The organism is Neisseria sp. HMSC056A03, from assembly GCF_001815685.1.
GTDB lineage: Bacteria > Pseudomonadota > Gammaproteobacteria > Burkholderiales > Neisseriaceae > Neisseria > Neisseria subflava.
Map to the genome: position 1 here is coordinate 261,779 of NZ_KV821641.1, position 25,509 is coordinate 287,287.

The following is a 25,509-nucleotide window of genomic DNA, read 5'->3' on the forward strand; positions in this document are numbered from 1 at the left end:
TTAAAACTCTTTCTCAATGACAGTTTGAAAGCCTTGCAATACCGTATCAAATGCAGCCAACATATCTGGATGTTGGTCGGCAATATAGGCAAACAGCTTTTCGATGACTTTAATGGCAATCGCAGATTCTTGAACTTCAGGCAATACCCGCTTGTTTGCCGCCACGGTCTTGGTAAACGCATCCGACAGGCTCGCCAACAATTTGGCGCGCTCGGACGGCATCAACTCCTCGACCGACGTGTCTTGCAACATCGTCATCGTTGATTGGTATTGAACTAAAAAACCCGCCAGTAGCGAACGGCTCAAGTCTTCGATGCCGCTTCCGGCCAAAGTATGGGCTGCGCGTACTTTGTCCCAATCGTCGCCGGTCTCTTTGGCGGCACGTTTCCAACTACGGGCGGTAGCTGTCGGGATTTCGCACATCATCGCCGCAATTTCGAGCGTGTGGCCGTCACTGACGTACAGTCGGCGCAGCTTTTCGCGGGTTTCTTTCGGATGTGCCATATCAGCCCCCGAACTTGGCTCGCAGCAACTCCCAGCCGGTCGTTACAATCACGCCGCCGAGACCGCCGTAAACCGCAGCAGATTTCTTGCAGTCTTTCTTAATTTGCCGCAATTCTTCGTCCATGCGCGCCTGATTGGCGAGCATGTCATCCTGCTTTGCTTCAATACGCGCCAAGGCTTCCAAAATCGGGTCTTTCATGATTTGTCCGCTTTCCTGTCCAGTTTTTCGTTTACTTTTTCTAACTTGTTTTCAATTCGTTCCAAAGCCGCCGCAATATTTTTGCGGTCGGCTTGGGCATCCTGCTTGGTGTGATAAGAGAGCTTGACCGCGTGCAGTTCCTCTTTAAGGTCGTCGATACGCTTGTCCGCCTCTTTCAGACGACCCGAAATGCCGTTGACCCAAAACCAAAACGCCGCCGTCAAGAGCGGCCAAATGGTTTTAAAACCAAATTCAAAGTCCATTTAAAACCCCTTTAAACCGGCACATCGCCGAATACGATACGGACGGAGTAGCCTTCGGGATGACGACTAGCCGCCTCGACCTTTTGGCCGTCAAAAAAGACTGAATAATACTTTCGCAAAATACCAATCACATCAGCAGGAGCAGTCGCGGAAAACTCCACACAAAAGGTCGTCTGAAAATCCTTATCCATACGGACCGCGTACTCAATACCGGCCTTATCCAACAGGTCGGAAACATGAATGACAAACGGCTCTTGCTCGCGTGCGCGGCTTAAGCCCAATTCCAAGTCCGCATGGCGGCAGGCGACCGTACGTTGCACCAAATCACGATAAGTCGTCATCGCACACCCTCCGAACCGTCAACTGCCACTTGACTGTTGACCCAGTCGCGCCAAGCCTGATTTTGGTTTTCCAGTTCCGAAACATAGCCGCCAAACTCAGCGGCATGTTCGAGCAGCGTTGCCGTCTTGCCATCTTTCGGCGGATGTGGGCGCACCGGCGCAACCATCAACGCAGCGGGCGGTGTCGGCATGACCGCCTTTTCGACAACCTTAATTTCCGTAGCCGAGGGCGCGCTTGTAGAGCTGCAGGCCGTGATGGCCAAAGCCGTCAATACAATTACCGCTTGCATTTTTACGGTCTTGAGTAAGGACATTTTCGATTTCCTTTTTGTTTTCCGTTTTCAGACGACTGACTTCCGCCTGCTTTTGTGCCAAAGCCACGCCGACGGAGTGCGCCTTGGCTTCAGATTGTTTTGCTTCTTTGCGGGCTTGTTCCAGCTCGCGCGCGTAGTTTTGAGCCGACAACAGCAGGGCTTGCGCTTTGTCTTTTTCCATCTTGTCGATGACCACCTGCTGCTTTGCAAATGCCGACTTATAGCCTTGATGGTGCGACACCGCCAAACCCGTGCCGACAAGCGCGATGATGGCAATCGGTTGCCAGTTATTCGCCAGCAGTTTCACGAGATTCATTCTCAACCTCCTGACGTTTGACGCTGACAAACGAACGCGCCACCGCATAGCCGCCCACAATGCCCAAATACACCGCCCAAATCTCCGCCGACGGATCGGGCAACATCACAAATTTAAACGTCCCAGCCGCGCAGGCAACGTTTGCCCACAGCTTCGAGTGCGACACATTGCCTGTCGCAGGGTTTTTAAAAATGTCAAAAATACGCATCTTAATAACCATCCCAACCGTCAATCATATTTCTTACTTTCTCGCCTTGCGTTTACGCGCCGCACGTTTGGCAGCCGCCACGCCCGACTTGCCCAGGCGCATAGACGGATGTTGTTTCAGATTGCCCACGCGGGCAGGTTTAATCTCAAATTCAGGCACCTGCGGTTTCAATGCCGCCAATGCCAGAGCAATAAAAGACTTTTTCATGCCTCGCTCCTGCTCAGTGCCGCACCGCCCAATGGCAGGTCGTAACGCTCCGGAGCAGGGTCAAGAAGCGCACCGCCGACAGACGGCCATACATACGCAGCCACACGGGACGTCGGAAATGCCGCGATGCTGACGCGGTTGCCTTGATTGCCGCCCAAAACCAACAGATTGCCCGCCTTGTCCTTGCCGACAACAAAACCAACATGACCGCCGCCTTGGCGCGTAAACACGACCAAACAGCCGTAAGCAGGCTTGGTAAGGCGTTTACCGCAAAAAGCATATTCTTTTGCGCGCATCCAATCCTTCGGGATGTCTCGGTTACCGGCTCGCAGGCAATGGGCTGCGAATACGCCGCACCACGGCGTTTCATCGTCTTTCCACCAAGCCTTCAAGCCGTGAAGCCAATTCAAAATGGTCGGATTGTGGTTTTTACCGGGGATTTCTGTCAGACCGATATACTTTCGCGCTTCAGCAATCCAAGGGAGTTCTTTCTGCGGGGCCATAAATACCTCAAATAGATAGTTTTAAAACCCCATTAAACCGTCTTTAACCCATCGTCCCGAACGGTAGATGTTTCAAACCCGACAGACCAAAAAAAAGACCGTCTGAATACAGACGGCCAAAGCCTGGTCACACATCACTGCCTAAAATAAAGCTGCCTGCTGTGCCGCAGGTCGGCTCAATTTCATTGATAATCGTATATCCCGTTCGTGAAGAGATGCCATATTTAGGGCATAGCTTCGTCATTGCCATAAGCCCGCTCTCCTTATCAATATCGCGCAGTTTGACAAACTCCTGATAAAACCTATGGTTTCTCAACTGTATTAAAGCCTTGCCGCACCGTGGGACATACAATTCCTCGCCACCATATACCCGCAACAGCTCATGCGTTTTCACTTCGCCGATGGCTTCGACCAAAATTGCCAAACGCTCGGTGTCCACCTTGCCCTTACCAAATTTAAACCGCGCCCCGCCAATCGCCTTGACCAGCTGCTCGGTTGCAGCCAATCCGATGACATCTACAATTTCCAATACCGTGTTCGGCAATAAATGTTCAACTTTTTCGAACCCCATCTTCTACTTTCCCCGTTTCCTGTTTTCTGCAATCTGCAATGCAGCAACCAGTTTATGTAGCTGCGTATCGTCTAAATATTCGACCTTATCCTTACCAAACATCCGCCGCGCCATCGCATGCGCGTAGTTCCAATGTTTGCCGCCGACGGTTAGCAGGGCTTCGACTTTGTCCAACATTGCCGCTGATGATGTCCGACGCAGATGTGGTTTACCGTGTGGGTTACCTTTTGCTTTAGGCTTAAATCCGTGCGACCGCATATCAGCGACAACAGACTCAAGTTCAGAAACATCCATATCCGCACACGACCGCTTGCCCGTTACGCGCTCCAACACTGCGCGGTAAGTGGCATCGTCCAAACCCAACTCCTTTTGCGCGATTTTGATTTTGGCAATCAGGCTGCGGCGCAGCTTTTGCACGTTCACGGCCAATTCCTTAAAACACAATATGTTGTGTATTTTATGTCATATTTACCGAAAAATCTACTATATATTGATTTAAGCAACTGTTTTTTGTGAAGGGTTGGGATACAAAAAGGCCGTCTGAAACAGCGTTCAAACTGTTTTCAGACGGCCTTTAAACTATCTAAATCATACTTTCTATGATTGGGATTTTACTTTTAAAAAAGGGATAACCTTCTTGTTGCGTTTCGCTTCAAAAAAATCATCATCAAGATTCAGTAGGTTCAGTAAATCAGTCTGCCCTATACCGAAATACTCGACCGCATTATCAAGGCTGATGATATTTTCCTGTATTAATAACTCCATACTTCTTCTCAGCAACCGTGGTTCTTCAGGCTTTCTGTCCCCATCTCCCGGCTCGGCTTTTCTGCCCCATCGCATCGATATTCTCTTAAATAAATTCTGCTTAGTATGATCGTCAATCATATCCAGTTGATACAGACGCATAATCATCGCAGCAACAGAAACCCCCCAATATTGTTTTTTAAGCAATAAATCGTCTAAAGTGGTAGGAATCCGTATCTTCATAGAGAAACTTTCTGCCGGCAGTAATAATGCCCCAGCAAAAGCATGTGCCTGCTGCTCCATTAATTTGTGATAGTGGTGCCTGATTGTTGCCGGAATATGTTTATGCAGAATCAGATGGCCTAATTCATGCCCCAAATCAAACCGGCTACGGAAAGCATTTTCTTTATCAGAAGAAAGCAGAATTACCGGTTTTCCATCTACCGTCCAAGTAGAGAGCCCCTCAATTGCTGAAACACCTGTTTGCTCTCTAACGATAAAAACCCCAGCTCCCTCTGCAGCTAAGGTCAAATCCTGAATAGGTGCAAGTCCCAGCTGCATATTCTTACGAAACTCAAGAGCAGCCTCCTCAATATCCTCTTGTGAAATCTCTTCAGGGCTTTCAAAATGACGTTGAGGAATATTCAAAACGGGAAAATCCATATACTCCGTCAAATCCGAAATAATATCTTTTACCCAATTGGCACGCTCCTCCAACATACTACGTGCTTGCGCATGAGCCGAAGCATTACTGCGAAACAAAGGCCGCTCCACCCCTGCCGTCATCGGACGTGTAAACCACTCTGCCGAGACATTCAATACCGAAGCCAGTCGCTCCAAAGTTTTGGCATCAGGTGCGTGTAATCCGTTTTTCCACTTGCTCATCGTTGCAGAAGACACACCCACCATAGCCGCAAGTTGTGCCTGCGTCTGCCTTCTAACTGCCATAATCTGCTCCAAACGTGCAGCATTAAAGCCCGTTACACCCTGTCTGCTCATCCTAATGTACCCGTATCTCTGCCTTTCTTTTTGAGAGATGGTTTGGCCAAATCGATTTGCTTCTCGACCTCCATTTTCCCAACGACAGAATAACGCTCTAAAAATTGTTCAATATGTTCTACAAATAACCAGTTATTCATTTCACTATCACAAACAGCAATTTGTATCGAAACCGGTTGCTCCGGCATATTATCCATGCTTCCAGAAAAGCTTGTAACAAAAAATACCGTGCCTTCCAGAGGTGCGACATTATCCTCAAATAAATCACGGTAAACAAGCGACTCAATAAACATGTTCTTATGAGCCAGCAGTTGCCGGGCTCTGCTTCGTTTAACTGCATGCCATTTTTCATCGTTTGCTGTCGCTCTACAGATATTCCATATTCCTGATTTGGCAACAACAATATTGTTCCCCTTTAATTCAGAAACCTCTAAGTTATGACTTTGCATAACCGTATGAAATGCCTCATTCAGTTCAAAATGCCGTAATTGACCCAAAACATTTTTAACATGTCCCGGATGTGTATGTTCTACTCCATGATAAGCACGGGTAGAACCAATTAAAAAAGCCTCCTGCAAAGCCAAAATAAGCTCTTTAGGAATATGTTGCACTAACAAATCGCCGATAGATTCAGATTTCGTAAAATTCATCAAAACCTCCTTCATATTTCGTTATGATGAATATACAATAAAAAAATTTCGTTTTCAATACAAGTCAGCATATTTCAACATTACCCCCCACAATCAAGCAAATAGAAAACAAAAAAAACCGTCTGAAACAGTATTCAAACTGTTTTCAGACGGCCTTTCAGCAAGCTAACTCCTGTTCCGTCGGCTCAATCACGTTTCAACACACTGAATTGAAATCAGGCTGTTGATTTTATAGAATTTGTTCCGTCGGTTCAATCACAAAATCCTCCACGCCGCTCACAATCTTAATCCCCGGCACTTGGCCGTCTGAAAAGCGTTCTTTCTGGTTCAAGATGGCGTCTTTGTCGATTTCCTTCTTGGTGCGCACAAACTTGGCAAAGGCGGATTTTTCGGAGAGCCACGCCAGTACGGCGGCCACGCCGGTAACCTTGACCGACGGCGGGCGGATACGCCATTTAATCAGGCCGGTGGTAAAGTCGACGGTTTTGGTTTTGCCGTTGTCGGTCAGCTCGTCTTTATGCGCTTCGCAGTAGGCGGCCACGCGCTCGGTCAGGCTCATGATTTCGGCACACATCGGCGCGGCTTTGGCGGCATATTCTTCTTCGATGACCGCTTTTTTGTCTCCAGCTTCGGTTTCCAAGCGTTTGACTTCGCGCTGCAAGTCGCCGATTTGACGGATAAACGCGGTTACTTCCGCTTTGTCTTGCGCCGCTTCGATAGCGGGTTGTTTGATTCGGGTTTTAGCCATTTGCTTTTTCCTCCAGTTTGTTGAGTAGTTGATATACTTCGCTTGCTTCAAATCCTTTAGTTTCAGCAAAACTGATAAAGGCATCCCAGTCTTGCTCTAAATATTCGTCCAATAGACGGTACTCGTGCGGTTCAATCATGATTTTTTCCTTTTAAACTATAAAATTCTTAAGACCTTTAAATCACCGACTTGGTGTGTCCCAATACGATAAGCCAATATTCTTTCGCGTTTTTCCTTCGGTCTGATATAGGCAACCTTAAACTCTGTTAAATCAATATCTCTAACTCCTCCTCGCAAATAATTTCTAGTTATTACCAAATCGCCGTGCTCTGCCTTCAACTTTTCTAGTTGACTGATTAAGTCCGATATTCGGTTATTACTTGTAAAATATACATTTTCCATTTCACTTACCTTTCTTGTTTAAAACATCTTTCACTTCCGCCATTTTCTGACGGCCTTTTTCCTTATCCGGCGCGGGCTTTGCCAGCATCGCCCTTGGTATCATCCGTGGCGGCAGGTTGCGGAGCAGTTCGGCAGGGTGCGGCCATGTTTCCGCCGCCTGCAATACCTTAAACCCCGTCTGAATCCGTATCGGGTCATACTCCGGCGAGACGATTTCTTTTTTCTCCATCAGTTTCCGATACCAAATTTCCGCGACTACCGGCATATCCTGCGCTGCCGGTCGGTTGGGTAGATTGAGCGCGGCGAGCAATGCAAAGCCTGAAGCGATTTCCCGTTTTGCCCAATCATTTCCTGCCCATTCGCCCAAGGCCGCCACACCCTGCCGCAGTTTTGACGGTGCGCCGCCTTCGCTCCCTCTCCCCGTGGGAGAGGGCTGGGGAGAGGGCAACCCCGAACCCTGCCACTGGCTGACAATCTCCAGCAAATAACCATGCGACTTTAAGGGCAGTTTCAGACGGCCTTGGTCGCGGGCATTAACGGTTTCATTAAAACCGTGAATCCAAGCCTCGGCAGGGGCAGGGAAACAAACCCCGTCGCGTGCCGCCTCCTGCGCCTTAATCATCGGCAGCAACTCATTCAGCAGTTTCGCGGTTCGCCCCCAAGAGAGCTGGCTCTTTCCGGGGCGGAAGAGACCAATGTAGCGGATAGCCGCTTTCCCGATATCGGCATCAAGTTCCAGCAACATCTTCAGCACTTCGGCTGCTTCAGCATCGCTGACCAAGCTATCCAAGCTGTTGGCCGCCCCGCAGTTAGGACAACGGCAAATCATGTTTCAATCTCCCAAACATCGCGGCGACGGATAATTTTTTCAGTTTTGACTTTTCGCCGAATCCATTGACCACAATATTCGCAACAACGACTGTTTTTATTAATTTCGCGCCATTTATGCGCAAATTCATTAATGGCACAGCCTCCGATACGCTGGTAATCACTCCATTTGACTTCTTCAATGACTTTCCCGCCCGGTTTAAACGCATAAATCTCTACCTTTTCGCCAGGCGAAAAACCGATTGGAGCACCGATAAACCATCCGCCAGTATCATGCCAACCGATTCGCCAAATACCCAGTGTGTCAAATTTGGCGATAACCGGCATACCGCTATGTGGTATTATTTTTTTGTACCTTTTCAAAAACCGATAAATAAAACTGTTATATTTAGGGTCTTTTTTCGGGTTGAATTTTTCGATGTTCATAGCCGCTCCTTTATTTAACCACCCCAATAATTGCTAAAAACGCTATAAAAACAACAACCAACCCCCCAAACATACCGCAGACATCCAAAACAACCGCTTTAGTGCACTTCTTAAACCAGTTTTCAATCAGGCTCATCAGTGCCAAAACCACCAGTGCCAAACCAATCAGCCCGCAGATCAAGAGATAAATCATCATTCCGGTAGTCATCACATCTCCTTCCACTCTTTCATCACATCATCCAATGCTTCGCGGTAATTGCTTCCATAGCCTCTAATGCCGTATTCGGTTAAGTAGCAACAGGTTTTCTGGCCATTTTGTTTTGAAAATTCGGCTGACCCGACTTCAATCAAAAAATCCAGTCTTTCCGTATCCTTTACAGCCTGTTTAAATTTCGGGGAAAAATCCAAAACACTAGATTCTTGGTCAACAATGTCGTTATTCGAAGACAGCAAGGTATCCAATACGGTCATAATCCAAGGCAAATTGGCGTTGGCATACTTATATTCCAAAGCTTCAAACACTTCATCCGCAGGCGCATTGCTCAGATATTCGAAATCGTCTTCATCCTCTGGGTCGGCAGGTTGATAAACTGGATTCAAACCCTGAGCAATTTTGTTTAAAAACGCGACCAGTTCCCATACTGCGCCAAGGTCTTCTTTATTTGGTTTAGTAATATTCATCACACTTCCTCCCATAAAGTTATCGCCCGAGCCAAAGTTTCCGCTTCCGCCGTTTTCCACATCCCGTCCGGCGACCGCGCAGCGATTACAAAGCCTTCGCCGTCCTTCTTCATAACCATCAGCTCGCCACGGTCTTCGATCCATTCGGTGATTTCTTTTGCATTCATTTTTAAATTCCTTTTAAATCAATACCTTATATTTTCAATAAGGCAAAAAAATATAGAGCAACATCAACGGTTTACCGTTTTAATTGTCGTCATACCCGTCATGGCCTTCGCCTATCATGTGCAACACGACGATTCGGGCCAGCATTTCAAGCCAAATCATTTTTTCTCCTCCTTCTTCTCGGCAGGCCGTTTAAAACGTGCCTGATATTCCTCGATTTCACGCTCTCGGCTTTTTTGCGCCATTCGCGCCGTCGCACGCCTGCGGTGTTGTCCCCAAGCCTGCCAATCCGTATTACGTCGTCCGAAACTCATTTCACACATCCTTTCATAATCGCCTTATCGCCATATTTCGCGCGGATTTCCTTTACCGCCCGATCCAAAGCCTCTCGTTTCGCCGTAGGGCTCAATGGCTTATCGCTCATAAACAATCCCTTTCATTTTTTCCTCTACGCTCATTGACTCGTATTGCTCGCCCAAGGCTTTAGCCTCCAAATCCGCCATACGCTCGCGGCGCGACATTTCCAACTTCGCTTCCGATAGTTCCGGAGCACAACCGCGCAACATCGATACGAAAAACACAGCCCAAACCGACACAGCCGCTCCAAACAACATCCGCTTGTAAAACACAGTAGACATTTCCTATTTCCTTATAAATCAATTACTTAATATTTTCTCAAGGCAAAAAAATTATTGCGTACCCAATCCGCCTTCACTTGAGCAGCCCATTCCTTGGCTTCCTCTTTGCTTTCAAATCGCTTCCGCAGTCGGCGGATTTGCAACCATGCAAAGCCTTCTTTGCGCTTGCCGCTCACATCCGCCCGCCAAATCTTGCGACGTTTATGGGTTTCATAATCGTGCCAAGTGTCCTCATAGACTCCGGCGTGTACCGCATATTCTTGTCTCATTTCAGACAGCCTTTCTTATCGGATAATCAGGGAGCTGTATTTCTTAACGATACCGGCCTGCATCTTGATACCGTTCTTGTTCGCCGTGCGTACCGCGCCGCGCATCAATTTGCTCATCCGGCGCGTATTGCCGTTACTATGTTTAACCAGTTCCAAGAGCGTTTCTTCGTCCGCATCAGGCAAAGCCGCTTTTGCAATCTCAAAGAGTTCGTCATCCGGCAAAGATTCGCCCAAATTCAGCGCAACAGACACGCGGCTATAAAGCTGCACCAATTCGCCATGCTTACCGCGCAAATTCGCCACCAGCTTCGGCATACCGCTCAACACCAAACCGCAGCCCGTCTCATCGTGCAGACGGCGTACAATTTCAAGGGCGCGTAACGGCAGGTTTTCCGCTTCATCGACCACAATCAGACGGCCCGAATCACGCAGGCGGTCAGATACAGACTCAAACAAATCATTCAAACTGCCCATCGCCGATACCTTCGCCGCTGTCGCCAACTTGCGCATCAAGACCAAAGCCGTAAAGCTCGGATTAGCCTCAATCAAGATGGCCGCAGGGTTTTTCTCGCAGTAGTTTTTGACCGCCTGCGTCTTGCCCAAGCCAGCCTGACCGTAGATCACCACCGTTTCGCCGCCTTCGTGCGCATCGCGCATCACTTCCGCAATGCGGCGTGTCGTCTTAGTCGATACAAAACCCAACACCAGCTCTTCACGTCGCGCTTTGCTGTCCTGCATCTCCAAAAACGCTTCGATTTTCGGTTCGATGGTTTCATAATTACCGCCTTTTTCCGCATAAGTGCCATTGAGATACATACTGATTGATGCCGGTGAAGTACCGATACCGCGTGCCAGTTGAGTTTGGTTCATGCCTGATTTGGCTTTAAATTCAGCCAGTTTTTGTTGCAATGTATGATTGATTTGTTTCATTTTTTTAGTCCTTTTAAAAGAGATTTAAAACCGTTTTAACTTCTATCCGCCTCAAACAGCACAAAATCGTCTGTGCCCGTTTTCGGCAATACCGCATACTCCGCCTCGATGACGTTTCCGCCCAAATTTCCCAGCTCGTCCCAAGCTGCCGCCTGTTCCAGTGCCGGATTGACTTCCGCGTTTGCAAGCTTGATTGCATTTTCCGCCCGCTTGATTTTGCCTTTTCGGCGTTTTTCCGCCAGTTGGTCGATACGAGCCGTCGGGAAAGCCTCGCGGGTATTGCCGTTGGCCTGCGCCTTAGTAATAAACTTGCCGTCCATATCAAACACATTGACCACCGACGCATCGTCCAAATCGTAGCTGACCCGTACCTCGTCCTTGTGATACTCCGCCAGCTCGGTTGAGAAATAAGAGTTGTTGAACAAATCCAACCAACCGCGCTGTACCTTTCGCACCTCTTGCGGCATGAACATCGTCGCCAGCTCTTCCGCCGACAACATATCCGGCGCGATACCGTCCTGTTCCAGCCTCATTGCCCGATAAGCCTTCGGCGTGTAATGTCCGCCGTCCGGATGTCGGGGCAGCTCGCCGTGCGGACGGTTGTTGTAATCATCGATACACTTGACCACATCCGCGATAAAACGCGACCAGCTCGGCAGTTTTTTCAAATATTTCTGTTGTTCCTCCGTTAAATCCTTGCCTTTTTCCAAAGCGTTAAAAGCACTTTCCATCTTGCGGTACATCAGATTCTTCGTGCTGCTGTCCATCCCTGCGCCCGCAAACGTCTCATACTGGCGCGCCATCTCAATCAGATTGTCTTTCCACCATCGCTCGATGATGCCTCGGCCTTGCGGGTTGCCCGCGATACCCGTTTCATGGCAGATACCCAATCGGGACGTAATACCCGTGATTTCATGGTCTATCGTCTTGCCGGTCTGACCGCCGCCGTTATCCGAGTAGTAGATAATCGGCAAACCAAAGTGCTTGACCCCGATACGCAGAGCGTCCGATACCGCCACACAACTTTCAGCGAGAGATACCGAAAAACCCACCACAAACCGCGTACAACCATCAATAATCACCGTCACTTCCGGCTTAAACGGCCTGCCGTGTACCGGATGCGCCACCTTCGCCTTAAAACTGTGGCCGTCGCCGATCCAAACATCGTTCGGCTTCAAAGCCCCCCAATCACGTTTCACATAAGGCAGCAGCGATTTATAAGCCGCCCCCGTTTTCCTGCCGCGCTCCTGCATAATCAGCGGCAGCTTGTCCCAAACGCGCCGCACCATACTCAAGTTAGGCACATCATTGACCGGCATATTTTCCGCTTCAGCCCACTGCACAAACCGGCGGTAGCTGTGTGCCAGTTTCGGAGCCGAAGGGATGTTGTGAAACTGCATAAACATCGGCAACCATCCGTAGCTCTCAATCGGCTTGACCGCCTTCGTCGTCTTCGGAGCCAAAGCAACCAACCGCTCCGTCGCGTTTTCCGCTTTCAAATAAGCAGATATCCAGCCGTCTAAAGTACGTTCGCCAACCTTTGCCGACCGGCTGCGGTCATTGGCCTTTTCCAAGTTCCCAAGCGTGACCGCGTCCAACTTACCTTCTGCCAGCAAGCCCAAAAACTGAGCCACCGCAGCCTTCGCAGAGCAACCGTATTGATATTTGATACCCAGTACCGCCGCCACCACCGCACATCGCGCATCCGCCACTGACCGTTGTTTCTCATTCAACAGCTTGGCCGCTTCAGCCAGTGCCTGAGCCGACATCGCCGTCCCCGGTCTGACTTGGGGCAACATTTTCGGCATCTTCTCCGCCAGCTCGTCCGACTGCCGCTTCATGATGGCTGCCCGGATTTCTGCAGGGAGGGAAGCGATTAAGTATTTTTTCAGACGGCCTCCACGCGCTTTGCCAACCTCTTCGATGTACGGCCAGCCTTGTGTCTTGGCTCGCTTCTCAATCGCCTGTCTTGATACTTGTAGATTTGGCAACCGTAAATTTGCGAGTTCTGATGATGAAAGACTATCTGTTTGCATATAAAACTCCACTTATCCCGCTTTTAGTTCATTTGTAATCATTTGCATGATTTCTTTTAAACATCTGCGTATAATTAGTGCGAAGCACTTAATACTGGCCTGAAATTACGTTCTTCATAGCGTGTCGGCCAAATTACTTCAGGTGGGACGCCTATTGCATCTGCAATGATTTTTTCTCCTTTCAAATAAGGGAATTGCAATGCGCCTTTCAATGTATTTGGCGACAAGCCGGATGCAACACTAAGAGCTCTTACTGACCAACCACGTTTTTTGAGTGCCGCAACAATATCTGCGCGGTGCCAATCTGCGTTTTTTTGTACCATTTCACTTACTCCATACGTTAAACCGTTTTTCTAACCGTTTGTTCTTGGTTGATTGAATAATATATGCAACCGGATAATATGTAAAGCGGTTGCATAGAGAAAAATATAAACTTTCGCTTAGGTTTTCCGTATGTTTTTGTTTATTAAATGAATTAATTTTATGCAACCAAATACATTTAGTTGCATAGAAAGTTGCATAGATATTTTTATGTATGCAACCACATATAGAGATAGCTTATGAATACTTTTAAAGAGAGATTGACCTACTTATGGCGCGATAACCCAAAGCCTGCGGTTATTGCAAGAGATATTGGAATGAGCCCGCCTGGATTTAACCGGATTTGGTATAACGACGGCCTTCCAAACACTGAAACCCTTATAAAGATTCAAGAATCTACCGGGTGTGATTTAAACTGGCTGCTGACCGGCAAAGGCTTGCCGTATCTTGATAAAGCTAGGCCGGAAAACGCCGGAGCATTCTCTGTAAGCAGAAATTCTGATGGAATTACTGACACTATGGGCAACCCTGTCGACTTGTCAGAGTTTGTATTCGTGCCGCGCTACAACGTAGCCGCAGCAGCAGGGTATGGCGCACCGGTCTTCAGCGAAGAACCTTTGTTCTGCTTGGCTTTCCGGAAATATTGGATTGACAACTATGTGACCAAACAGCCGGAAAAGCTGTCTGTAATTACCGTTAAAGGCGATTCAATGGAGGGCGTGCTCAATCATGGGGATTCCATTCTCATCAATCACGCCGAAACCGACCCGCGTGACGGCCTATATGTCTTGCGTATAGGCAATGACCTCTTTGTCAAACGTGTGCAACGCATACCGGGCAAACTGCTTGTAACGTCCGAAAATCCACGTTACGCACCGTTTGAAATAGATTTGAGTAATACCCAAGACGATATCGCCATCATCGGCCGCGTAGAGTGGTATGGCCGGAGTATTGATTAAAACTATTTTAAAAACCTCTTAAAATAGTTTTAAAAAATTCCCAATCCCGTCAGCTTTCAACAAAAAACCGCGCATTCCGGCGCGGTTTTGTGAAAAAGCTGGCGTAACTTTTCAGGATACAAAAAAACGCCGAAATCCACGTCTTTCCGAGATTTCAGCGTTTTTTTACTCTATTTGTTCCTTGTGCAAAAACTAACAGTCCCCCACAAAAAACTCAAGGCCGTCTGAAAAGCTCAACTTCACTCAAGTTGCCCTTTCAGACGGCCTTTTTATACTTAATCCAGCGAAAAAGCCTTTACTATACGAAAATAGCGCAATCCGCTACAATAATAGATCACAAACAATAAATTCAATTGCTTAGCGACCTTGCCGAGCGTATGACAAGGAAACCCGATGAAGTGCCCGTTTTGCCAACACCCCAACACACAAGTAACCGACTCGCGATGGCTGGAAGACACCAACAGCATCCGTCGCCGTCGCAAATGCTTGGAATGCGGACAACGCTTCAGCACCTTTGAAACCGTTGAAGTGCGGATGCCGCAAGTCATCAAATCCGACGGCACACGGGTTCCCTTTAATCCGCACAAACTGCAGACCAGCCTTGAGCGCGCGCTGCACAAACGCCCTGTTACGCAAGAACAAATCGATGAAACCGTTGCCCTTATCGAGCAACGCCTCTACCGTTTGGGCAAAAAAGAAGTCGCTTCGCACATCGTCGGCGAAATGGCAATGGAAGAGCTGGCAAAAATCGACCAAGTCGCTTATGTCCGCTTCGCGTCTGTCTATAAAAGCTTTAAAGACGTTTCCGAATTCACCCAAGTCATCGCCGAATGCAAAGCCAAATAAGGCCGTCTGAAACCATGTTTTCCGCACTTGATACCCAAATGATGCAAACCGCCCTCGAGCTGGCCAAACTTGGGCGGTTTTCCACTTCCCCCAATCCCCGCGTCGGCTGCGTAATTGCACACGGTGCCCAAATCGTCGGACAAGGTTTCCACGTCAAAGCAGGCGAACCGCACGCTGAAGTTCATGCGTTGAGGCAGGCCGGAGCGGCGGCAAAAGGCGCAACCGCCTATGTCACGCTGGAACCTTGCAGCCATTATGGTCGCACACCGCCATGTGCCGAAGCGCTGGTTCATTCCGGCGTAACGCGCGTGGTCGCCGCCATGACTGACCCTAACCCGTTGGTCGCAGGCAAAGGCTTATCTATGCTGGAAGCCGCCGGAATACGTACCGAAAGCGGTTTGTTGGAAGCTCAGGCACGCGAACTCAACCGCGGTTTCCTGTCGCGTATCGAACGCGGCAGACCGTTTGTCCGCCTCAAATGCGCCGCCAGTTTAGACGGCAAAACCGCCCTTTCAGACGGCCGCAGCTTTTGGATTACCGGCGAAGCAGCACGCGAAGACGTACAAATTCTCCGTGCCGAAAGTTGCGCCGTTTTGACCGGTATCGGTACCGTACTTGCCGACAACCCGAAACTCAACGTCCGCAGCTTCCCCACCCTGCGCCAACCTGCGCGTATCGTCTTGGACAGCCGACTGCAAATCCCTTTGGACTGCCACCTCGTTACCGATACTGAAAGCCCGACCGTTATCGTTACCCTTTCCTCAGACGAACAACGTTTGCAGGCTCTACGCACATTTGAACATATCCGCATCATCAGGCCGTCTGAACACATCAACGGCCGCATCAATCTTCTTTCACTCATGCCGCAACTGGCAGAGTTTGGCTTTGGCGAAGTTCTGGTAGAAGCCGGCTCCACACTTGCTTCAGCCTTCCTGAAGGATGACTTGGTAGATGAAATCGTCCTCTACCAAGCGCCGAAACTGTTAGGCGCAGGCAAACCTCTTTTCTCCCTTTCTGAAAATCCGGCCGTCCTACTTTCAGACAGCCCTTGGCAAAGTCAATCAGTAGAAATCATCGGACAGGACATTAAATGGGTTCTCCGGAAAAAATCCATCTAATTGCCTAAACTTAATAATAAAATTACTTTCAATAGAATATATATATTATTTACATAGCAATAAATGTAATTTTTTCGTCAATATATTATAATGACTTTAGTGTATTCCAATTTAAAACTTTGACTTAAGTTAACTATCCTCAAGCTGATTGTCGACAAATTTTCCTTTTTTTCATCACGAAATAATGGATTATTAAGATAAGTTAAGCCACGAAAATTTATTAAAAGTTTTATTCTAGAAGGGTTTTAAACGGCATAAACGGTAGTTTCATTTCATGAACCATGCATTTGACAAAACAATATCTAAAATCAAAACATGTAGTTGAATGTAACTTCTAAAAATTAAGCATTCAAAAATACCGTTTTCATGCCTTATAGGCCGTCTGAACGACCATTAAACTTTTTTGATTGAGACGAATCAGATAAGTGCTTATGATTTCGTCTGCTGGGATTATAAGTACGGTTTTGAGGCTTCACACGATACGGCAGCAGCAAACAACTCAGGCATCGGGCAAACACTCCCGATTTACTCATTCATTACACGAAAGACATCATGAAAAACATTACGATACAAAAATTTGCCGATAAGACCGCAAAAATCGGCATCGTCGGCTTAGGCTACGTTGGTTTACCACTGATGCTGCGCTATGTGGACATCGGTTACCAAGTTTTGGGTTTCGACATCGACAAAACCAAAGTCGACAAGCTCAACAAAGGCGAAAGCTACATCGAGCATATTCCTTCCGACAAAATTGCCGCCGCTTCAAACAGCCTGTTTGAAGCCACCACCGACTTCTCCCGCATCGGCGAAGTAGAAGCCGTGATTTTGTGCGTGCCGACTCCGCTGAACAAATACCGCGAACCGGACATGAGCTTCGTTATCGACACTACCGATGCAGTCAAACCTTACCTGCGCGCCGGTCAAGTGTTGTCTTTGGAATCCACCACCTACCCCGGTACTACCGAAGAAGAATTGCTGCCGCGCATGGAAGAAGGTGGCTTGAAAGTCGGTCAAGACGTGTTCTTGGTTTACTCTCCTGAGCGTGAAGACCCGGGTAACCCTAACTTTGAAACCCGTACCATCCCCAAAGTCATCGGCGGCCATACCCCTGCTTGTTTGGAAGTCGGCCTTGCGCTGTACCAACCTGCCATCGATAAAGTTGTTCCAGTAAGCTCCACCAAAGCTGCCGAGCTGACCAAACTTCTGGAAAACATCCACCGCGCCGTAAACATTGGCTTGGTGAACGAGATGAAAATCGTTGCCGACAAAATGGGCATCGACATCCATGAAGTCATCAATGCCGCTGCGACCAAACCGTTCGGCTTCGTTGCTTATTACCCGGGCCCTGGCTTGGGCGGCCACTGTATCCCTATCGACCCGTTCTACCTGACTTGGAAAGCACGCGAATACGGCGTAAACACCCGTTTCATCGAATTGGCCGGCGAAGTCAACTCCCATATGCCTGACTACGTTATCGAAAAAGTCGGCCTGGCTTTGAATGACCACAACCGTTCTATCAAAGACAGCAAAATCTTGGTATTGGGTATCGCCTACAAGAAAAACGTGGACGATATGCGTGAAAGCCCGTCTGTGGAAGTTATGGACCGCCTGCACAAACTGGGCGCAGTGGTTTCCTACTCTGACCCGCACGTTCCAGAGTTCCCGCACATCCCCGGCCACCACTACTTCGACCTGAAGAGTGAAGCGCTGACCCCCGAAACTGTCGCCCAATACGATTGCGTGGTTCTGACCACCGATCACGACAAATTCGACTATGACATGATTACCGAACATGCCAAGCTGATTGTCGATACACGCGGCAAATTCCCAGTGAAAAATCCTAAAGTCATCAAAGCATAATCTTGCTTCAGACGCATCCGGCTGCCCCCGGTTTCCTCAACCGGGACGGCGGCCGGTTTCCCAAGGCCATTTGTTTTTCAGACGGCCTTGGCAAACCGGCAACGGTAACAACACATACCTTACGAAAAACGCTCAGCTCGAACTTCTGGCCGTCTGAAAACAAATAATATGAACGCGAAAAAAATCCTCGGCTACGCATTGGGCCCGCTAGGAAGCGCCGCCTTTGGCCTGCTTTCCCTGCCACTCATCTCATGGTACTTCCCTGCGGAAGACATCGGCCGTATCGTACTCTTGCAGACCATTGCCGGACTGAGCATTCTGCTCTTGGGCTTGGGGCTGGACCAATCCTATATTCGCGACTATTACGCCGTTAAAGACAAGGCCGCACTGTTCAAATCCGTTTTTTTATCGCCATTGATTCTGACTGTGGCGGTTGTGGTTTTAGTGTTATTGATAAACGCATCATGGCCGTCTGAAATCATTTTTGACATCCCCAGCGCAAATTTGGGGATTCTCTTTCTGATTTTCTTGACCACCACGCTGATTACCCGTTTTTTAGCTCTGATTTTGCGGATGAAAGAGCAGGCATTGGCTTTTTCCGTCAGCCAGCTTGCGCCGAAATTCTTGATTTTGTTGTTGGTTTTTGCCGTGATTGCTTCCGGCTTGCCTACCAATACTACTTCGCTGGTTTTTACCTACACCGCAGCCCAAGTGCTGACCGTTGTACTGTTGATATATCAGCTGTGCCAAGACCTGCAAGCCGTTTCCCATGCGAAATGGTCGCCCGAGCTGCATCGGGACGGCCTGCGCTACGGCCTGCCGCTGGCATTCGGCAACTTGGCCTATTGGGGCCTGACTTCGATTGACCGCTTTGTCCTCAAAGACATCTCGGGTTTGGACGAATTGGGCATTTATTCGATGGCAGTCAGCTTTGGTGCCGTCGCCCTGATTTTCCAAAGTGTGTTTTCCACTATTTGGGCGCCTTTGGTTTTCAAATGGGTAGAAGAAAACACCAATCTGGACAAAATCGGCGACATCACGCTTTCCATGACCGTCCTCATCAGCGCAATGATTTGCCTTATCGGGATTTTCTCGCCGATGGCGACTTGGATACTGCCGGAAAAATACACGCAGGTTCAATTTATCCTGCTCTCGTGTATGCTTTTCCCCCTGTTTTACACGTTAACCGAAGTCAGCGGCATCGGTTTGAACGTCGTCCGCTCGACTTGGCTGATTACCGTCATCAACATCGTTGCCTTTATCGCCAATACCGCCCTGCTCTATCTGCTGGTGCCGAAATTTGGTGCAAAAGGTGCGGCTATGGCCAGCGCAACGGCTTTTTGGCTGTTTTTCATCTTTAAAACCGAATTCTCTTCACGCCTATGGCAACCTTTGCCGCGCCTGAAGATTTATACCAACTCAACGCTCTGCCTGATAATCTGCCTTGCCTACACTTGGCTGGGTACGCGCGACAACTACATTTGGTTTGCGCTGGTATGGGCAGTCGGACTGGGTTTCCTGTTCCTAAAATACAAACACGCACTATTTGCCGCGGCCGAAAAAATCAAAGCCAAATTAAACCGTTCGGCAAAATAGCCAACCTGAGATTCACGTCTCTACGATAACAACAGAATGACCATGAAAATAAAACGTCTGAACTTATACACTTACATCCTATACATCATGCTCGCAGCCTATATGCTGGGACCCGCGCTGTCCTTTAAGGTCGGCGTGCCGCGTATCGACAACCCGCTGACCCTAATATTTGTACTGCTTGGTTTTGTCGTATTTTTTCTGGAAAGCAAGCATATTCCGCGCAAGATTTTTGCCATGCTCTGCGCCCTGACCGCCATGTGCATCTGGCCTGCCATCCACATGGGTATTACGTCGCTGACGCCGACGCAGTACATGGATATTTTGTTTTTTATGGCGATTCCGGCTTTCTTCTACTTGTTTTACCAAGTATCGAAACGTGCCGACGACCCTTTGGGAACGATTCAAAAGTTCCTCATCGTATTTACGCTGTTTATCGCCGTGCCGCCTTTTGCAGAGTTGGCCACCGGCATTCAGTTTGTGAGCGCCAGCGATGAGTTGGCTATTGATGAAGGTTCACTCAAAGGCTTGTTCTTTAACCCGAACAACCTTGCCGCCACCGCAGTCTGCCTTGCACCTGCCATTTTGTTTTTCTTCCAACTCCAAGGACGAAAACACAAAGAAAAACTACTGGGCTGGGGTTTGTTCCTGCTGTTGGGCATGGCCATTTTCGCCAGTGTATCGCGTACCGCCATCGGCTGTTACCTGTTGATTTTGCTGGTTTATACGGCCTATCGCAAAAACGGTTTTATTACAGTCGGCGTAGCTGGTTTGCTGGCGTTGGTGTTGTCGATGATTCCGTCACGCGCGATTGCGGAATTTTTGCTGTCGCTCAACGGCAACCAGTTTTTGGAACGTTTTTCCAGCCGCGTGTACCTCTTCCTGTACGACTTGGGCAGCGACAACTCCGTGTCCTACCGTCAGGAGATTTACAACTACTTCTGGAACAATCCGCCCCTGCTGCTGACCGGTTACGGTCCTAAAAACTTCCGCGAATATTTCGGCGGCCACTTGAGTAACAGCGTGGGTTTTGAAAATCCGCACAGTTTTATCATCGAACTGTATTTGGGTTTCGGCATAATTTCCCTGCTCGGCTTTATTGCATTTGTAGCGTTTTATTTCCTCTACACTGCCTCAAGCCGTGCACTAACCAATAAATCACGCGTACTGGCTTGGGTTACCTTGGGCATTTTCCTGCTGGCCGGTTTTATTCCATCCACCATTTTGCGTATGCCGTTTATCTGGCTGCCCTGCCTGCTGATTTTTATTTACAGCGTATTTGTTGCGCCCAAGCTGAAAGATATGGCCGCTTACGCATACAACGAAACACTATACGATACGAAGAAACCATCATGAAAATCATCCTGACTACCTCCATGTCCGGTCTCGGTGGCACTGAAAACGCAACCTTCCGCCTCGGCCGCCTGCTCAAACAACGCGGACACGATATCGTATTGGCCTCTTCAGACGGCCCTCTGATTCAGGAAGCGCAAGCATTGGGCATCCGTTGGCAGCCGATCGATTTTTACCAAGGCGGTCTTTTGGGTTACGTCAAAGGCATGTTTGCCTATATGAAGCTGCTGAAAAAAGAAAAACCTGATGTGATTCACTGCCAAATGGCGCGTATCGTTCCAGCCTGCGCCATTGCGGCCAAGTTTGCCTCGCCGAAAACCAAAGTGTTCTACCACGCTCGCGGCCTTGATCCGGAAACTTATCCGAAAATTGCCAAGCTTTTCGACAAGCTGGGCGTGTACATCATCGGCAACTGCAAACACGAACGCGAAAAACTCATCCGTTACGGTTTCCCTGCCAACCGCATCACCTACACTTACAATGCCCTGCACAAAGCCGATTACGTCCCTGAAAAAACCGCCAAAGACTACGTCATGCTCGGTACGCTGTCGCGCTTGGACACCGTCCGCGCCGTGCATGTGATGCTGGACATCTTTAAGAAAATGATTGACCGCGGTATGCCTGTACGCCTCAACGTTGCAGGTATCGGCGAAGAAATGGACAACCTCAAAGCCCAAGCCAAACGTTTGGGCATTGAAGACAAAGTCACCTTCCTCGGCGGCGTCCGCGACTTGACCGGCTACTTCAAAGAAGTCGATATTTTGGTGAACACGCCGCATTGCGTAGGCGACCACGGCGCAGGTGTCGGCAACAATATTTTGGAAGCCGGCCTTTACGACACGCCCGTCGTGACCTACAACATGGGCGGCATTTCCGAAATGGTCATCACCGGCCAAACCGGCTACTGCATCCCTTTCGGCGATGACGAAGCGTTTATCGAAGCCGTCGATAAACTCATCAAGCAACCCGAGCTGCGCGAGAAATTGGGCAAAGTCCTGCACAAACATGTCGAAACCTTATGCTCCGACGACGAAATCTACCGCACCACCATGGCTGCGTACGAAATGTAAGGCCGTCTGAAACATGAACATTACCATCGTCGCCCCTTATTGCTCGCTGCCGTCCGAGCCGCATTTCAACCGCTTCTGGTATCTTGCCGAGCTGTTGTCGCAGTCTCATGACGTGTTGCTGATTACCAGCAACTTCAAGCACTACAACAAATCTTTCAGACGGCCCGAAGATGCCGAGGCCGCCTCACAAGGCCGTCTGAAAGTCATGCTGTTGGAAGAAAGCGGATACAGCAAAAACGTGTCTTTAGGACGCGTGACCAGTCATCACCGCTTCGTCAAACATTTTGAAAAATGGTTGGAGAACTGCCGTCCGGGCGAACAAGACGTCGTCTTTTCCGCCTATCCGCTGATTGCTACTAACCTGCTCTTGGGCGAACACAAAGCGCGTTTGGGTTACAAACTGATTGTCGACGTGCAGGACGTATGGCCGGAGTCTTTCTCCTCGGTCGTGCCGTTTTTAAAAAAAATCCCGCACAACCTGCTGCCCTTCTCCTCCCGCGCCAACCGTGCCTACCGTTACGCCGACGCGCTGGTCGCCGTGTCGCAGACCTACCTCGACCGCGCCAAAGAAGCCAATCCGAACGTGCCCGGCGAAGTCGTCTATATCGGCGCAGATTTTCCGAAACTCGATGCCGCACCGGCAAAAGACTTCGGCGACAGCAAAACGCGCCTCTTCTACTTGGGCACGCTCAGTTACAGCTATGACGTGGAAACCGTGTGCAAAGGCGTTCGCAAGCTGTTGGACGCCGGCGAAAACGTCGAGTTGCACATCATGGGTGGCGGCCCCGATTTGGACAGGCTCAAACAATACGCCTGCGAGGGCATCAAGTTTTACGGCTACATTCCTTACGCCGAAATGATGTCGGTCGCCAAAGGCTGCGACATCTCCGTCAACGCCATCCATTCCTACGCCATGCAGTCGATTACCAACAAACTCTCCGACTATATGGCTTTGCAAAAACCGATTCTGAACAGCCAGGTCAACGACGAAGTTGCCGAAGTCCTTACCCTGCTGCCGCACGCGGACTACCGTTCCGGCGATGTGGACGGTTTCGTTCAAGCCGCCAAAGATATTTTGAAGCGCAAAAACGATCCCGTTCAGTCCGAAGAAATCGTCCGCCGCTTCAAACGCGACGTTGCCTATCAAAAAATCGTCAACCTGATTGAAAGATTAGCTCATGAATAAATTTTTCAAACGCCTGTTTGACATTGTTGCCTCCGCTTCAGGGCTGATTATCCTGTCGCCTGTGTTTTTGATTTTGGTGTACCTCATCCGCAAAAACCTAAGCTCGCCCGTGTTCTTCATCCAAGAGCGGCCGGGCAAAGATGGCAAGCCGTTTAAAATGATTAAATTCCGCTCCATGCGCGATGCAATCGATAAAGACGGCAACCCGCTACCGGACAGCGAACGCCTGACCGATTTCGGCAAAAAATTACGTGCCACCAGTTTGGACGAACTTCCTGAATTATGGAATGTCTTAAAAGGCGAGATGAGTCTAGTTGGCCCTCGTCCGCTGCTGATGCACTACCTGCCGTTGTACAACGACTTCCAAAACCGCCGCCACGAAATGAAACCGGGCGTGACCGGTTGGGCCCAAGTCAATGGCCGCAACGCCATTTCATGGGATGAAAAATTTGCCCACGATGTTTGGTACATCGACAACTTCAGCTTTTGGCTGGATATCAAAATTTTGTTCCTGACGGTTAAAAAAATCTTCGTCAAAGAAGGCATCTCAGCCGAAGGAGAAGCCACCATGCCTTATTTCACGGGTAATAAAACTGATGAAAAAAAATAACATACTGATTCTGTCGGCAGGTCGCCGTGTCGAATTGGTGCAGGACTTTCAAACCGAAGCCGCACGTTTTTCAGACGGCATCGGCGTTTTTGCCACTGACCTCAACCCACACATGTCTTCTGCCTGCCATGTTGCCGACCGCGCTTTCAGCGTGCCGCGTATCGATGCAGCCGAATACATTGACAGCATTCTCGAGCTGGCCCAACAACACGACATCGGTCTGATTGTGCCAACCATCGATACCGAGCTGCTCAAACTGGCCGAAGCACGTGACCGTTTTGAAGCTGAAGGAATACATATTGTCATTTCCGATGCAAAGCTGATTACCCTGTGCTGCGACAAGCGCCTGACCGCAGGCCTGTTTGCACAATACAGTATCCGTTCGCCTGAAATTTACGAACGTGACCGCCTGGTTTTCCCATGTTTTGCCAAGCCTTATGACGGCAGCCGAGCCATCGGTGCGAAAAAAATCAACACACCGGCTGATTTGACTGTCGACATTACCGAAGACCCGAAAATGATGTTCGCCCAATACATCGATATCGAGAATACTTTCTCCGAATTTACCGTCGATATGTATTACGACCGTCAAGGCCGTCTGAAATGCGCCATTCCTCGCGAACGTTTGGAAGTGCGTACCGGCGAAGTCAGCAAAGGCGCAACCCGACGCAATGCCCTATATGAAGAGCTGGTTGAAAAAATGGCCGTATTGGAAGGCGCACGCGGCTGTATTACCGCGCAATTCTTCGTCAGCAAAACCGACAGCACGACCTACGGTGTGGAAATCAACCCGCGTTTCGGCGGCGGTTTCCCGCTGACTTACGCCGCAGGCGGCAACTATCCGGGCTGGCTGATTCAAGAATACATCGGCGGCCAAGACATCCCTTTCTCCGACGACTGGGAAAACAATTTAATCATGCTTCGTTACGATGCTAAAGTTTTGGTAAGAGAACATGATTAAGCCGGAAGAATCCGTCATCGTCTTCGATCTTGACGATACGCTTTACTCTGAGTACGACTACAAATGCTCCGGAATACAGGCAGTTGTAGGGATAATTACGTCGCTTTATCCTCAATACAATGCTGACGTACTAAATGAAATTGCAGACAATAAAAGTAAAGACTGGCTCGATAATTTGTGCCATCATTGCAAATTAAACGAATTAGAGAAACAATCACTTTTGTGGCAATATCGACTACATAGGCCTGTTATCCGACCCTATGTCGAACCGTCTTTTTTACGGAAGCTGATGCGCCCTTTTGCCGCACGCGCCCTGATTACAGACGGCCGCAGTCTGACACAGCGTTTGAAAATACAGGCCTTGGGGTTGACCGATTTGTTTGACGACATTTTGATTTCGGAAGCCATGCAATCGGAAAAACCCGAAGATAAGCGTTTTGTCTTCCTGCAAAACAAATATCCGGCTGCAAAACATTTCATCTACATCGGCGACAACATCAAAAAAGATTTTGTCGCACCCAACAAACTGGGTTGGCTCTCCATAGGCATCATGCCTAAGCCGCACAATATTCATCAAGCCGAGCCCGAGCAATACGGTCGTGAATACCAGCCCACCCTTTGGATAAACACCCTGGAAGAACTGACTACACTGACAACTTCCGCCACCGAAAAAGCAAATGCATAAGGGAC

General features: G+C 48.9%; 36 protein-coding genes and 2 pseudogenes. 11 read left to right on the plus strand and 27 right to left on the minus strand.

What is annotated here, in order from left to right:
- The 27 genes and pseudogenes from HMPREF3052_RS08250 to HMPREF3052_RS08360 form a co-directional block, all read right to left on the minus strand.
- The gene (locus tag HMPREF3052_RS08250; protein WP_070749462.1) at nucleotides 1-504 is read right to left on the minus strand and encodes a DUF1804 family protein; all 504 of its coding nucleotides are present in this window, start codon (nucleotides 502-504) and stop codon (nucleotides 1-3) included.
- 1 nt (nucleotide 505) lies between these two features.
- On the minus strand, nucleotides 506-703 hold the full coding sequence (locus HMPREF3052_RS08255) for a hypothetical protein (protein ID WP_070749463.1): 198 nt from the start codon (nucleotides 701-703) through the stop codon (nucleotides 506-508).
- Entirely contained in the window at nucleotides 700-966 is a 267-nt protein-coding gene (locus HMPREF3052_RS08260) for a hypothetical protein (protein WP_070749464.1), read from the minus strand. Before HMPREF3052_RS08260 ends, HMPREF3052_RS08255 begins: the two co-directional genes overlap by 4 nt.
- Nucleotides 967-977: 11 nt before the next feature.
- Nucleotides 978-1,307: a hypothetical protein gene (locus HMPREF3052_RS08265; protein WP_070749465.1), complete on the minus strand. Its 330-nt coding sequence runs from the start codon at nucleotides 1,305-1,307 to the stop codon at nucleotides 978-980.
- The gene (locus HMPREF3052_RS12150; protein WP_210399514.1) at nucleotides 1,304-1,621 is read right to left on the minus strand and encodes a hypothetical protein; all 318 of its coding nucleotides are present in this window, start codon (nucleotides 1,619-1,621) and stop codon (nucleotides 1,304-1,306) included. The genes HMPREF3052_RS08265 and HMPREF3052_RS12150 overlap by 4 nt, the downstream gene beginning before the upstream one ends.
- Nucleotides 1,518-1,937, minus strand: coding sequence for a hypothetical protein (locus HMPREF3052_RS08275; protein ID WP_070749467.1), 420 nt, complete (start codon nucleotides 1,935-1,937; stop codon nucleotides 1,518-1,520). The genes HMPREF3052_RS12150 and HMPREF3052_RS08275 overlap by 104 nt, the downstream gene beginning before the upstream one ends.
- A complete protein-coding gene (locus HMPREF3052_RS08280) occupies nucleotides 1,909-2,145 on the minus strand; it encodes a hypothetical protein (RefSeq protein WP_070749539.1) in 237 nt (78 codons plus the stop codon). Before HMPREF3052_RS08280 ends, HMPREF3052_RS08275 begins: the two co-directional genes overlap by 29 nt.
- 33 nt (nucleotides 2,146-2,178) lie before the next feature.
- A complete protein-coding gene (locus HMPREF3052_RS11795) occupies nucleotides 2,179-2,352 on the minus strand; it encodes a hypothetical protein (protein ID WP_168165946.1) in 174 nt (57 codons plus the stop codon).
- Nucleotides 2,349-2,855: a TIGR02594 family protein gene (locus HMPREF3052_RS08285; RefSeq protein WP_070749468.1), complete on the minus strand. Its 507-nt coding sequence runs from the start codon at nucleotides 2,853-2,855 to the stop codon at nucleotides 2,349-2,351. The genes HMPREF3052_RS11795 and HMPREF3052_RS08285 overlap by 4 nt, the downstream gene beginning before the upstream one ends.
- Before the next feature lie 141 nt (nucleotides 2,856-2,996).
- Nucleotides 2,997-3,426 (minus strand): annotated as a pseudogene (locus tag HMPREF3052_RS08290) (Mor transcription activator family protein).
- Nucleotides 3,407-3,834 (minus strand): annotated as a pseudogene (locus HMPREF3052_RS08295) (phage protein GemA/Gp16 family protein). The pseudogenes HMPREF3052_RS08290 and HMPREF3052_RS08295 overlap by 20 nt, the downstream one beginning before the upstream one ends.
- Nucleotides 3,835-4,023: 189 nt before the next feature.
- Complete coding sequence (locus HMPREF3052_RS08300; protein ID WP_070749470.1) at nucleotides 4,024-5,169, minus strand: XRE family transcriptional regulator; 1,146 nt, start codon at nucleotides 5,167-5,169, stop codon at nucleotides 4,024-4,026.
- Nucleotides 5,166-5,819 (minus strand): hypothetical protein, encoded by a 654-nt coding sequence (locus HMPREF3052_RS08305; protein ID WP_070749471.1) that lies wholly within the window; start codon nucleotides 5,817-5,819, stop codon nucleotides 5,166-5,168. The genes HMPREF3052_RS08300 and HMPREF3052_RS08305 overlap by 4 nt, the downstream gene beginning before the upstream one ends.
- Before the next feature lie 229 nt (nucleotides 5,820-6,048).
- Nucleotides 6,049-6,567 (minus strand): host-nuclease inhibitor Gam family protein, encoded by a 519-nt coding sequence (locus tag HMPREF3052_RS08310; RefSeq protein WP_070749472.1) that lies wholly within the window; start codon nucleotides 6,565-6,567, stop codon nucleotides 6,049-6,051.
- Complete coding sequence (locus HMPREF3052_RS11800; RefSeq protein ID WP_168162674.1) at nucleotides 6,560-6,706, minus strand: hypothetical protein; 147 nt, start codon at nucleotides 6,704-6,706, stop codon at nucleotides 6,560-6,562. The genes HMPREF3052_RS08310 and HMPREF3052_RS11800 overlap by 8 nt, the downstream gene beginning before the upstream one ends.
- Before the next feature lie 17 nt (nucleotides 6,707-6,723).
- Entirely contained in the window at nucleotides 6,724-6,969 is a 246-nt protein-coding gene (locus tag HMPREF3052_RS08315) for a head morphogeneis protein (RefSeq protein ID WP_070749473.1), read from the minus strand.
- A gap of 1 nt (nucleotide 6,970) precedes the next feature.
- Nucleotides 6,971-7,798, minus strand: a complete 828-nt coding sequence (locus HMPREF3052_RS08320; RefSeq protein ID WP_070749474.1) for a hypothetical protein — start codon at nucleotides 7,796-7,798, stop codon at nucleotides 6,971-6,973.
- Nucleotides 7,795-8,223 carry a hypothetical protein gene (locus HMPREF3052_RS08325; protein ID WP_070749475.1) on the minus strand — a complete coding sequence of 143 codons (429 nt, stop codon included), beginning with the start codon at nucleotides 8,221-8,223 and terminating at the stop codon, nucleotides 7,795-7,797. The genes HMPREF3052_RS08320 and HMPREF3052_RS08325 overlap by 4 nt, the downstream gene beginning before the upstream one ends.
- A gap of 10 nt (nucleotides 8,224-8,233) precedes the next feature.
- Nucleotides 8,234-8,431 (minus strand): pyrophosphate-energized proton pump, encoded by a 198-nt coding sequence (locus HMPREF3052_RS08330; RefSeq protein ID WP_070749476.1) that lies wholly within the window; start codon nucleotides 8,429-8,431, stop codon nucleotides 8,234-8,236.
- Nucleotides 8,431-8,904: a hypothetical protein gene (locus HMPREF3052_RS08335; RefSeq protein WP_070749477.1), complete on the minus strand. Its 474-nt coding sequence runs from the start codon at nucleotides 8,902-8,904 to the stop codon at nucleotides 8,431-8,433. Before HMPREF3052_RS08335 ends, HMPREF3052_RS08330 begins: the two co-directional genes overlap by 1 nt.
- Nucleotides 8,904-9,071, minus strand: coding sequence for a hypothetical protein (locus HMPREF3052_RS11805; RefSeq protein WP_168165947.1), 168 nt, complete (start codon nucleotides 9,069-9,071; stop codon nucleotides 8,904-8,906). Before HMPREF3052_RS11805 ends, HMPREF3052_RS08335 begins: the two co-directional genes overlap by 1 nt.
- 156 nt (nucleotides 9,072-9,227) lie before the next feature.
- The gene (locus tag HMPREF3052_RS11810) at nucleotides 9,228-9,383 is read right to left on the minus strand and encodes a hypothetical protein (protein WP_004520477.1); all 156 of its coding nucleotides are present in this window, start codon (nucleotides 9,381-9,383) and stop codon (nucleotides 9,228-9,230) included.
- 99 nt (nucleotides 9,384-9,482) lie between these two features.
- Complete coding sequence (locus HMPREF3052_RS08340; protein ID WP_070749478.1) at nucleotides 9,483-9,707, minus strand: hypothetical protein; 225 nt, start codon at nucleotides 9,705-9,707, stop codon at nucleotides 9,483-9,485.
- A gap of 26 nt (nucleotides 9,708-9,733) precedes the next feature.
- The gene (locus HMPREF3052_RS08345) at nucleotides 9,734-9,976 is read right to left on the minus strand and encodes a toxin PIN (protein ID WP_070749479.1); all 243 of its coding nucleotides are present in this window, start codon (nucleotides 9,974-9,976) and stop codon (nucleotides 9,734-9,736) included.
- Between the two features lie 15 nt (nucleotides 9,977-9,991).
- Entirely contained in the window at nucleotides 9,992-10,906 is a 915-nt protein-coding gene (locus tag HMPREF3052_RS08350; RefSeq protein ID WP_070749480.1) for an AAA family ATPase, read from the minus strand.
- A gap of 35 nt (nucleotides 10,907-10,941) precedes the next feature.
- Nucleotides 10,942-12,942, minus strand: a complete 2,001-nt coding sequence (locus HMPREF3052_RS08355; protein WP_070749541.1) for a Mu transposase C-terminal domain-containing protein — start codon at nucleotides 12,940-12,942, stop codon at nucleotides 10,942-10,944.
- Nucleotides 12,943-13,016: 74 nt separating this feature from the next.
- Nucleotides 13,017-13,265, minus strand: a complete 249-nt coding sequence (locus HMPREF3052_RS08360) for a helix-turn-helix domain-containing protein (protein ID WP_070749481.1) — start codon at nucleotides 13,263-13,265, stop codon at nucleotides 13,017-13,019.
- A 237-nt stretch (nucleotides 13,266-13,502) separates the two neighbouring features.
- Here HMPREF3052_RS08360 and HMPREF3052_RS08365 point away from each other — a divergent pair, with 237 nt between their 5' ends.
- The 11 genes from HMPREF3052_RS08365 to HMPREF3052_RS08415 all read left to right on the plus strand — a co-directional run bounded on the left by HMPREF3052_RS08365 (nucleotide 13,503) and on the right by HMPREF3052_RS08415 (nucleotide 25,504).
- Nucleotides 13,503-14,222: a S24 family peptidase gene (locus HMPREF3052_RS08365; protein WP_070749482.1), complete on the plus strand. Its 720-nt coding sequence runs from the start codon at nucleotides 13,503-13,505 to the stop codon at nucleotides 14,220-14,222.
- A 393-nt stretch (nucleotides 14,223-14,615) separates the two neighbouring features.
- Nucleotides 14,616-15,068, plus strand: a complete 453-nt coding sequence (gene nrdR, locus HMPREF3052_RS08370; RefSeq protein WP_070749483.1) for a transcriptional regulator NrdR — start codon at nucleotides 14,616-14,618, stop codon at nucleotides 15,066-15,068.
- A gap of 14 nt (nucleotides 15,069-15,082) precedes the next feature.
- Nucleotides 15,083-16,186, plus strand: a complete 1,104-nt coding sequence (gene ribD / locus HMPREF3052_RS08375) for a bifunctional diaminohydroxyphosphoribosylaminopyrimidine deaminase/5-amino-6-(5-phosphoribosylamino)uracil reductase RibD (protein ID WP_003684609.1) — start codon at nucleotides 15,083-15,085, stop codon at nucleotides 16,184-16,186.
- Between the two features lie 552 nt (nucleotides 16,187-16,738).
- The gene (locus HMPREF3052_RS08380) at nucleotides 16,739-18,046 is read left to right on the plus strand and encodes a nucleotide sugar dehydrogenase (protein ID WP_036492804.1); all 1,308 of its coding nucleotides are present in this window, start codon (nucleotides 16,739-16,741) and stop codon (nucleotides 18,044-18,046) included.
- Between the two features lie 168 nt (nucleotides 18,047-18,214).
- Nucleotides 18,215-19,642, plus strand: coding sequence for an oligosaccharide flippase family protein (locus HMPREF3052_RS08385; protein ID WP_070749484.1), 1,428 nt, complete (start codon nucleotides 18,215-18,217; stop codon nucleotides 19,640-19,642).
- 42 nt (nucleotides 19,643-19,684) lie between these two features.
- Entirely contained in the window at nucleotides 19,685-20,995 is a 1,311-nt protein-coding gene (locus tag HMPREF3052_RS08390) for an O-antigen ligase family protein (protein WP_003684579.1), read from the plus strand.
- A complete protein-coding gene (locus tag HMPREF3052_RS08395) occupies nucleotides 20,992-22,062 on the plus strand; it encodes a glycosyltransferase family 4 protein (protein ID WP_070749485.1) in 1,071 nt (356 codons plus the stop codon). The genes HMPREF3052_RS08390 and HMPREF3052_RS08395 overlap by 4 nt, the downstream gene beginning before the upstream one ends.
- Nucleotides 22,063-22,075: 13 nt before the next feature.
- Nucleotides 22,076-23,248: a glycosyltransferase gene (locus tag HMPREF3052_RS08400; protein WP_070749486.1), complete on the plus strand. Its 1,173-nt coding sequence runs from the start codon at nucleotides 22,076-22,078 to the stop codon at nucleotides 23,246-23,248.
- A complete protein-coding gene (locus HMPREF3052_RS08405; RefSeq protein ID WP_070749487.1) occupies nucleotides 23,241-23,858 on the plus strand; it encodes a sugar transferase in 618 nt (205 codons plus the stop codon). The genes HMPREF3052_RS08400 and HMPREF3052_RS08405 overlap by 8 nt, the downstream gene beginning before the upstream one ends.
- Nucleotides 23,845-24,819 (plus strand): ATP-grasp domain-containing protein, encoded by a 975-nt coding sequence (locus tag HMPREF3052_RS08410; protein ID WP_070749488.1) that lies wholly within the window; start codon nucleotides 23,845-23,847, stop codon nucleotides 24,817-24,819. The genes HMPREF3052_RS08405 and HMPREF3052_RS08410 overlap by 14 nt, the downstream gene beginning before the upstream one ends.
- The gene (locus HMPREF3052_RS08415) at nucleotides 24,812-25,504 is read left to right on the plus strand and encodes an HAD family hydrolase (protein WP_049328300.1); all 693 of its coding nucleotides are present in this window, start codon (nucleotides 24,812-24,814) and stop codon (nucleotides 25,502-25,504) included. Before HMPREF3052_RS08410 ends, HMPREF3052_RS08415 begins: the two co-directional genes overlap by 8 nt.
- Nucleotides 25,505-25,509 lie beyond the last annotated feature (5 nt).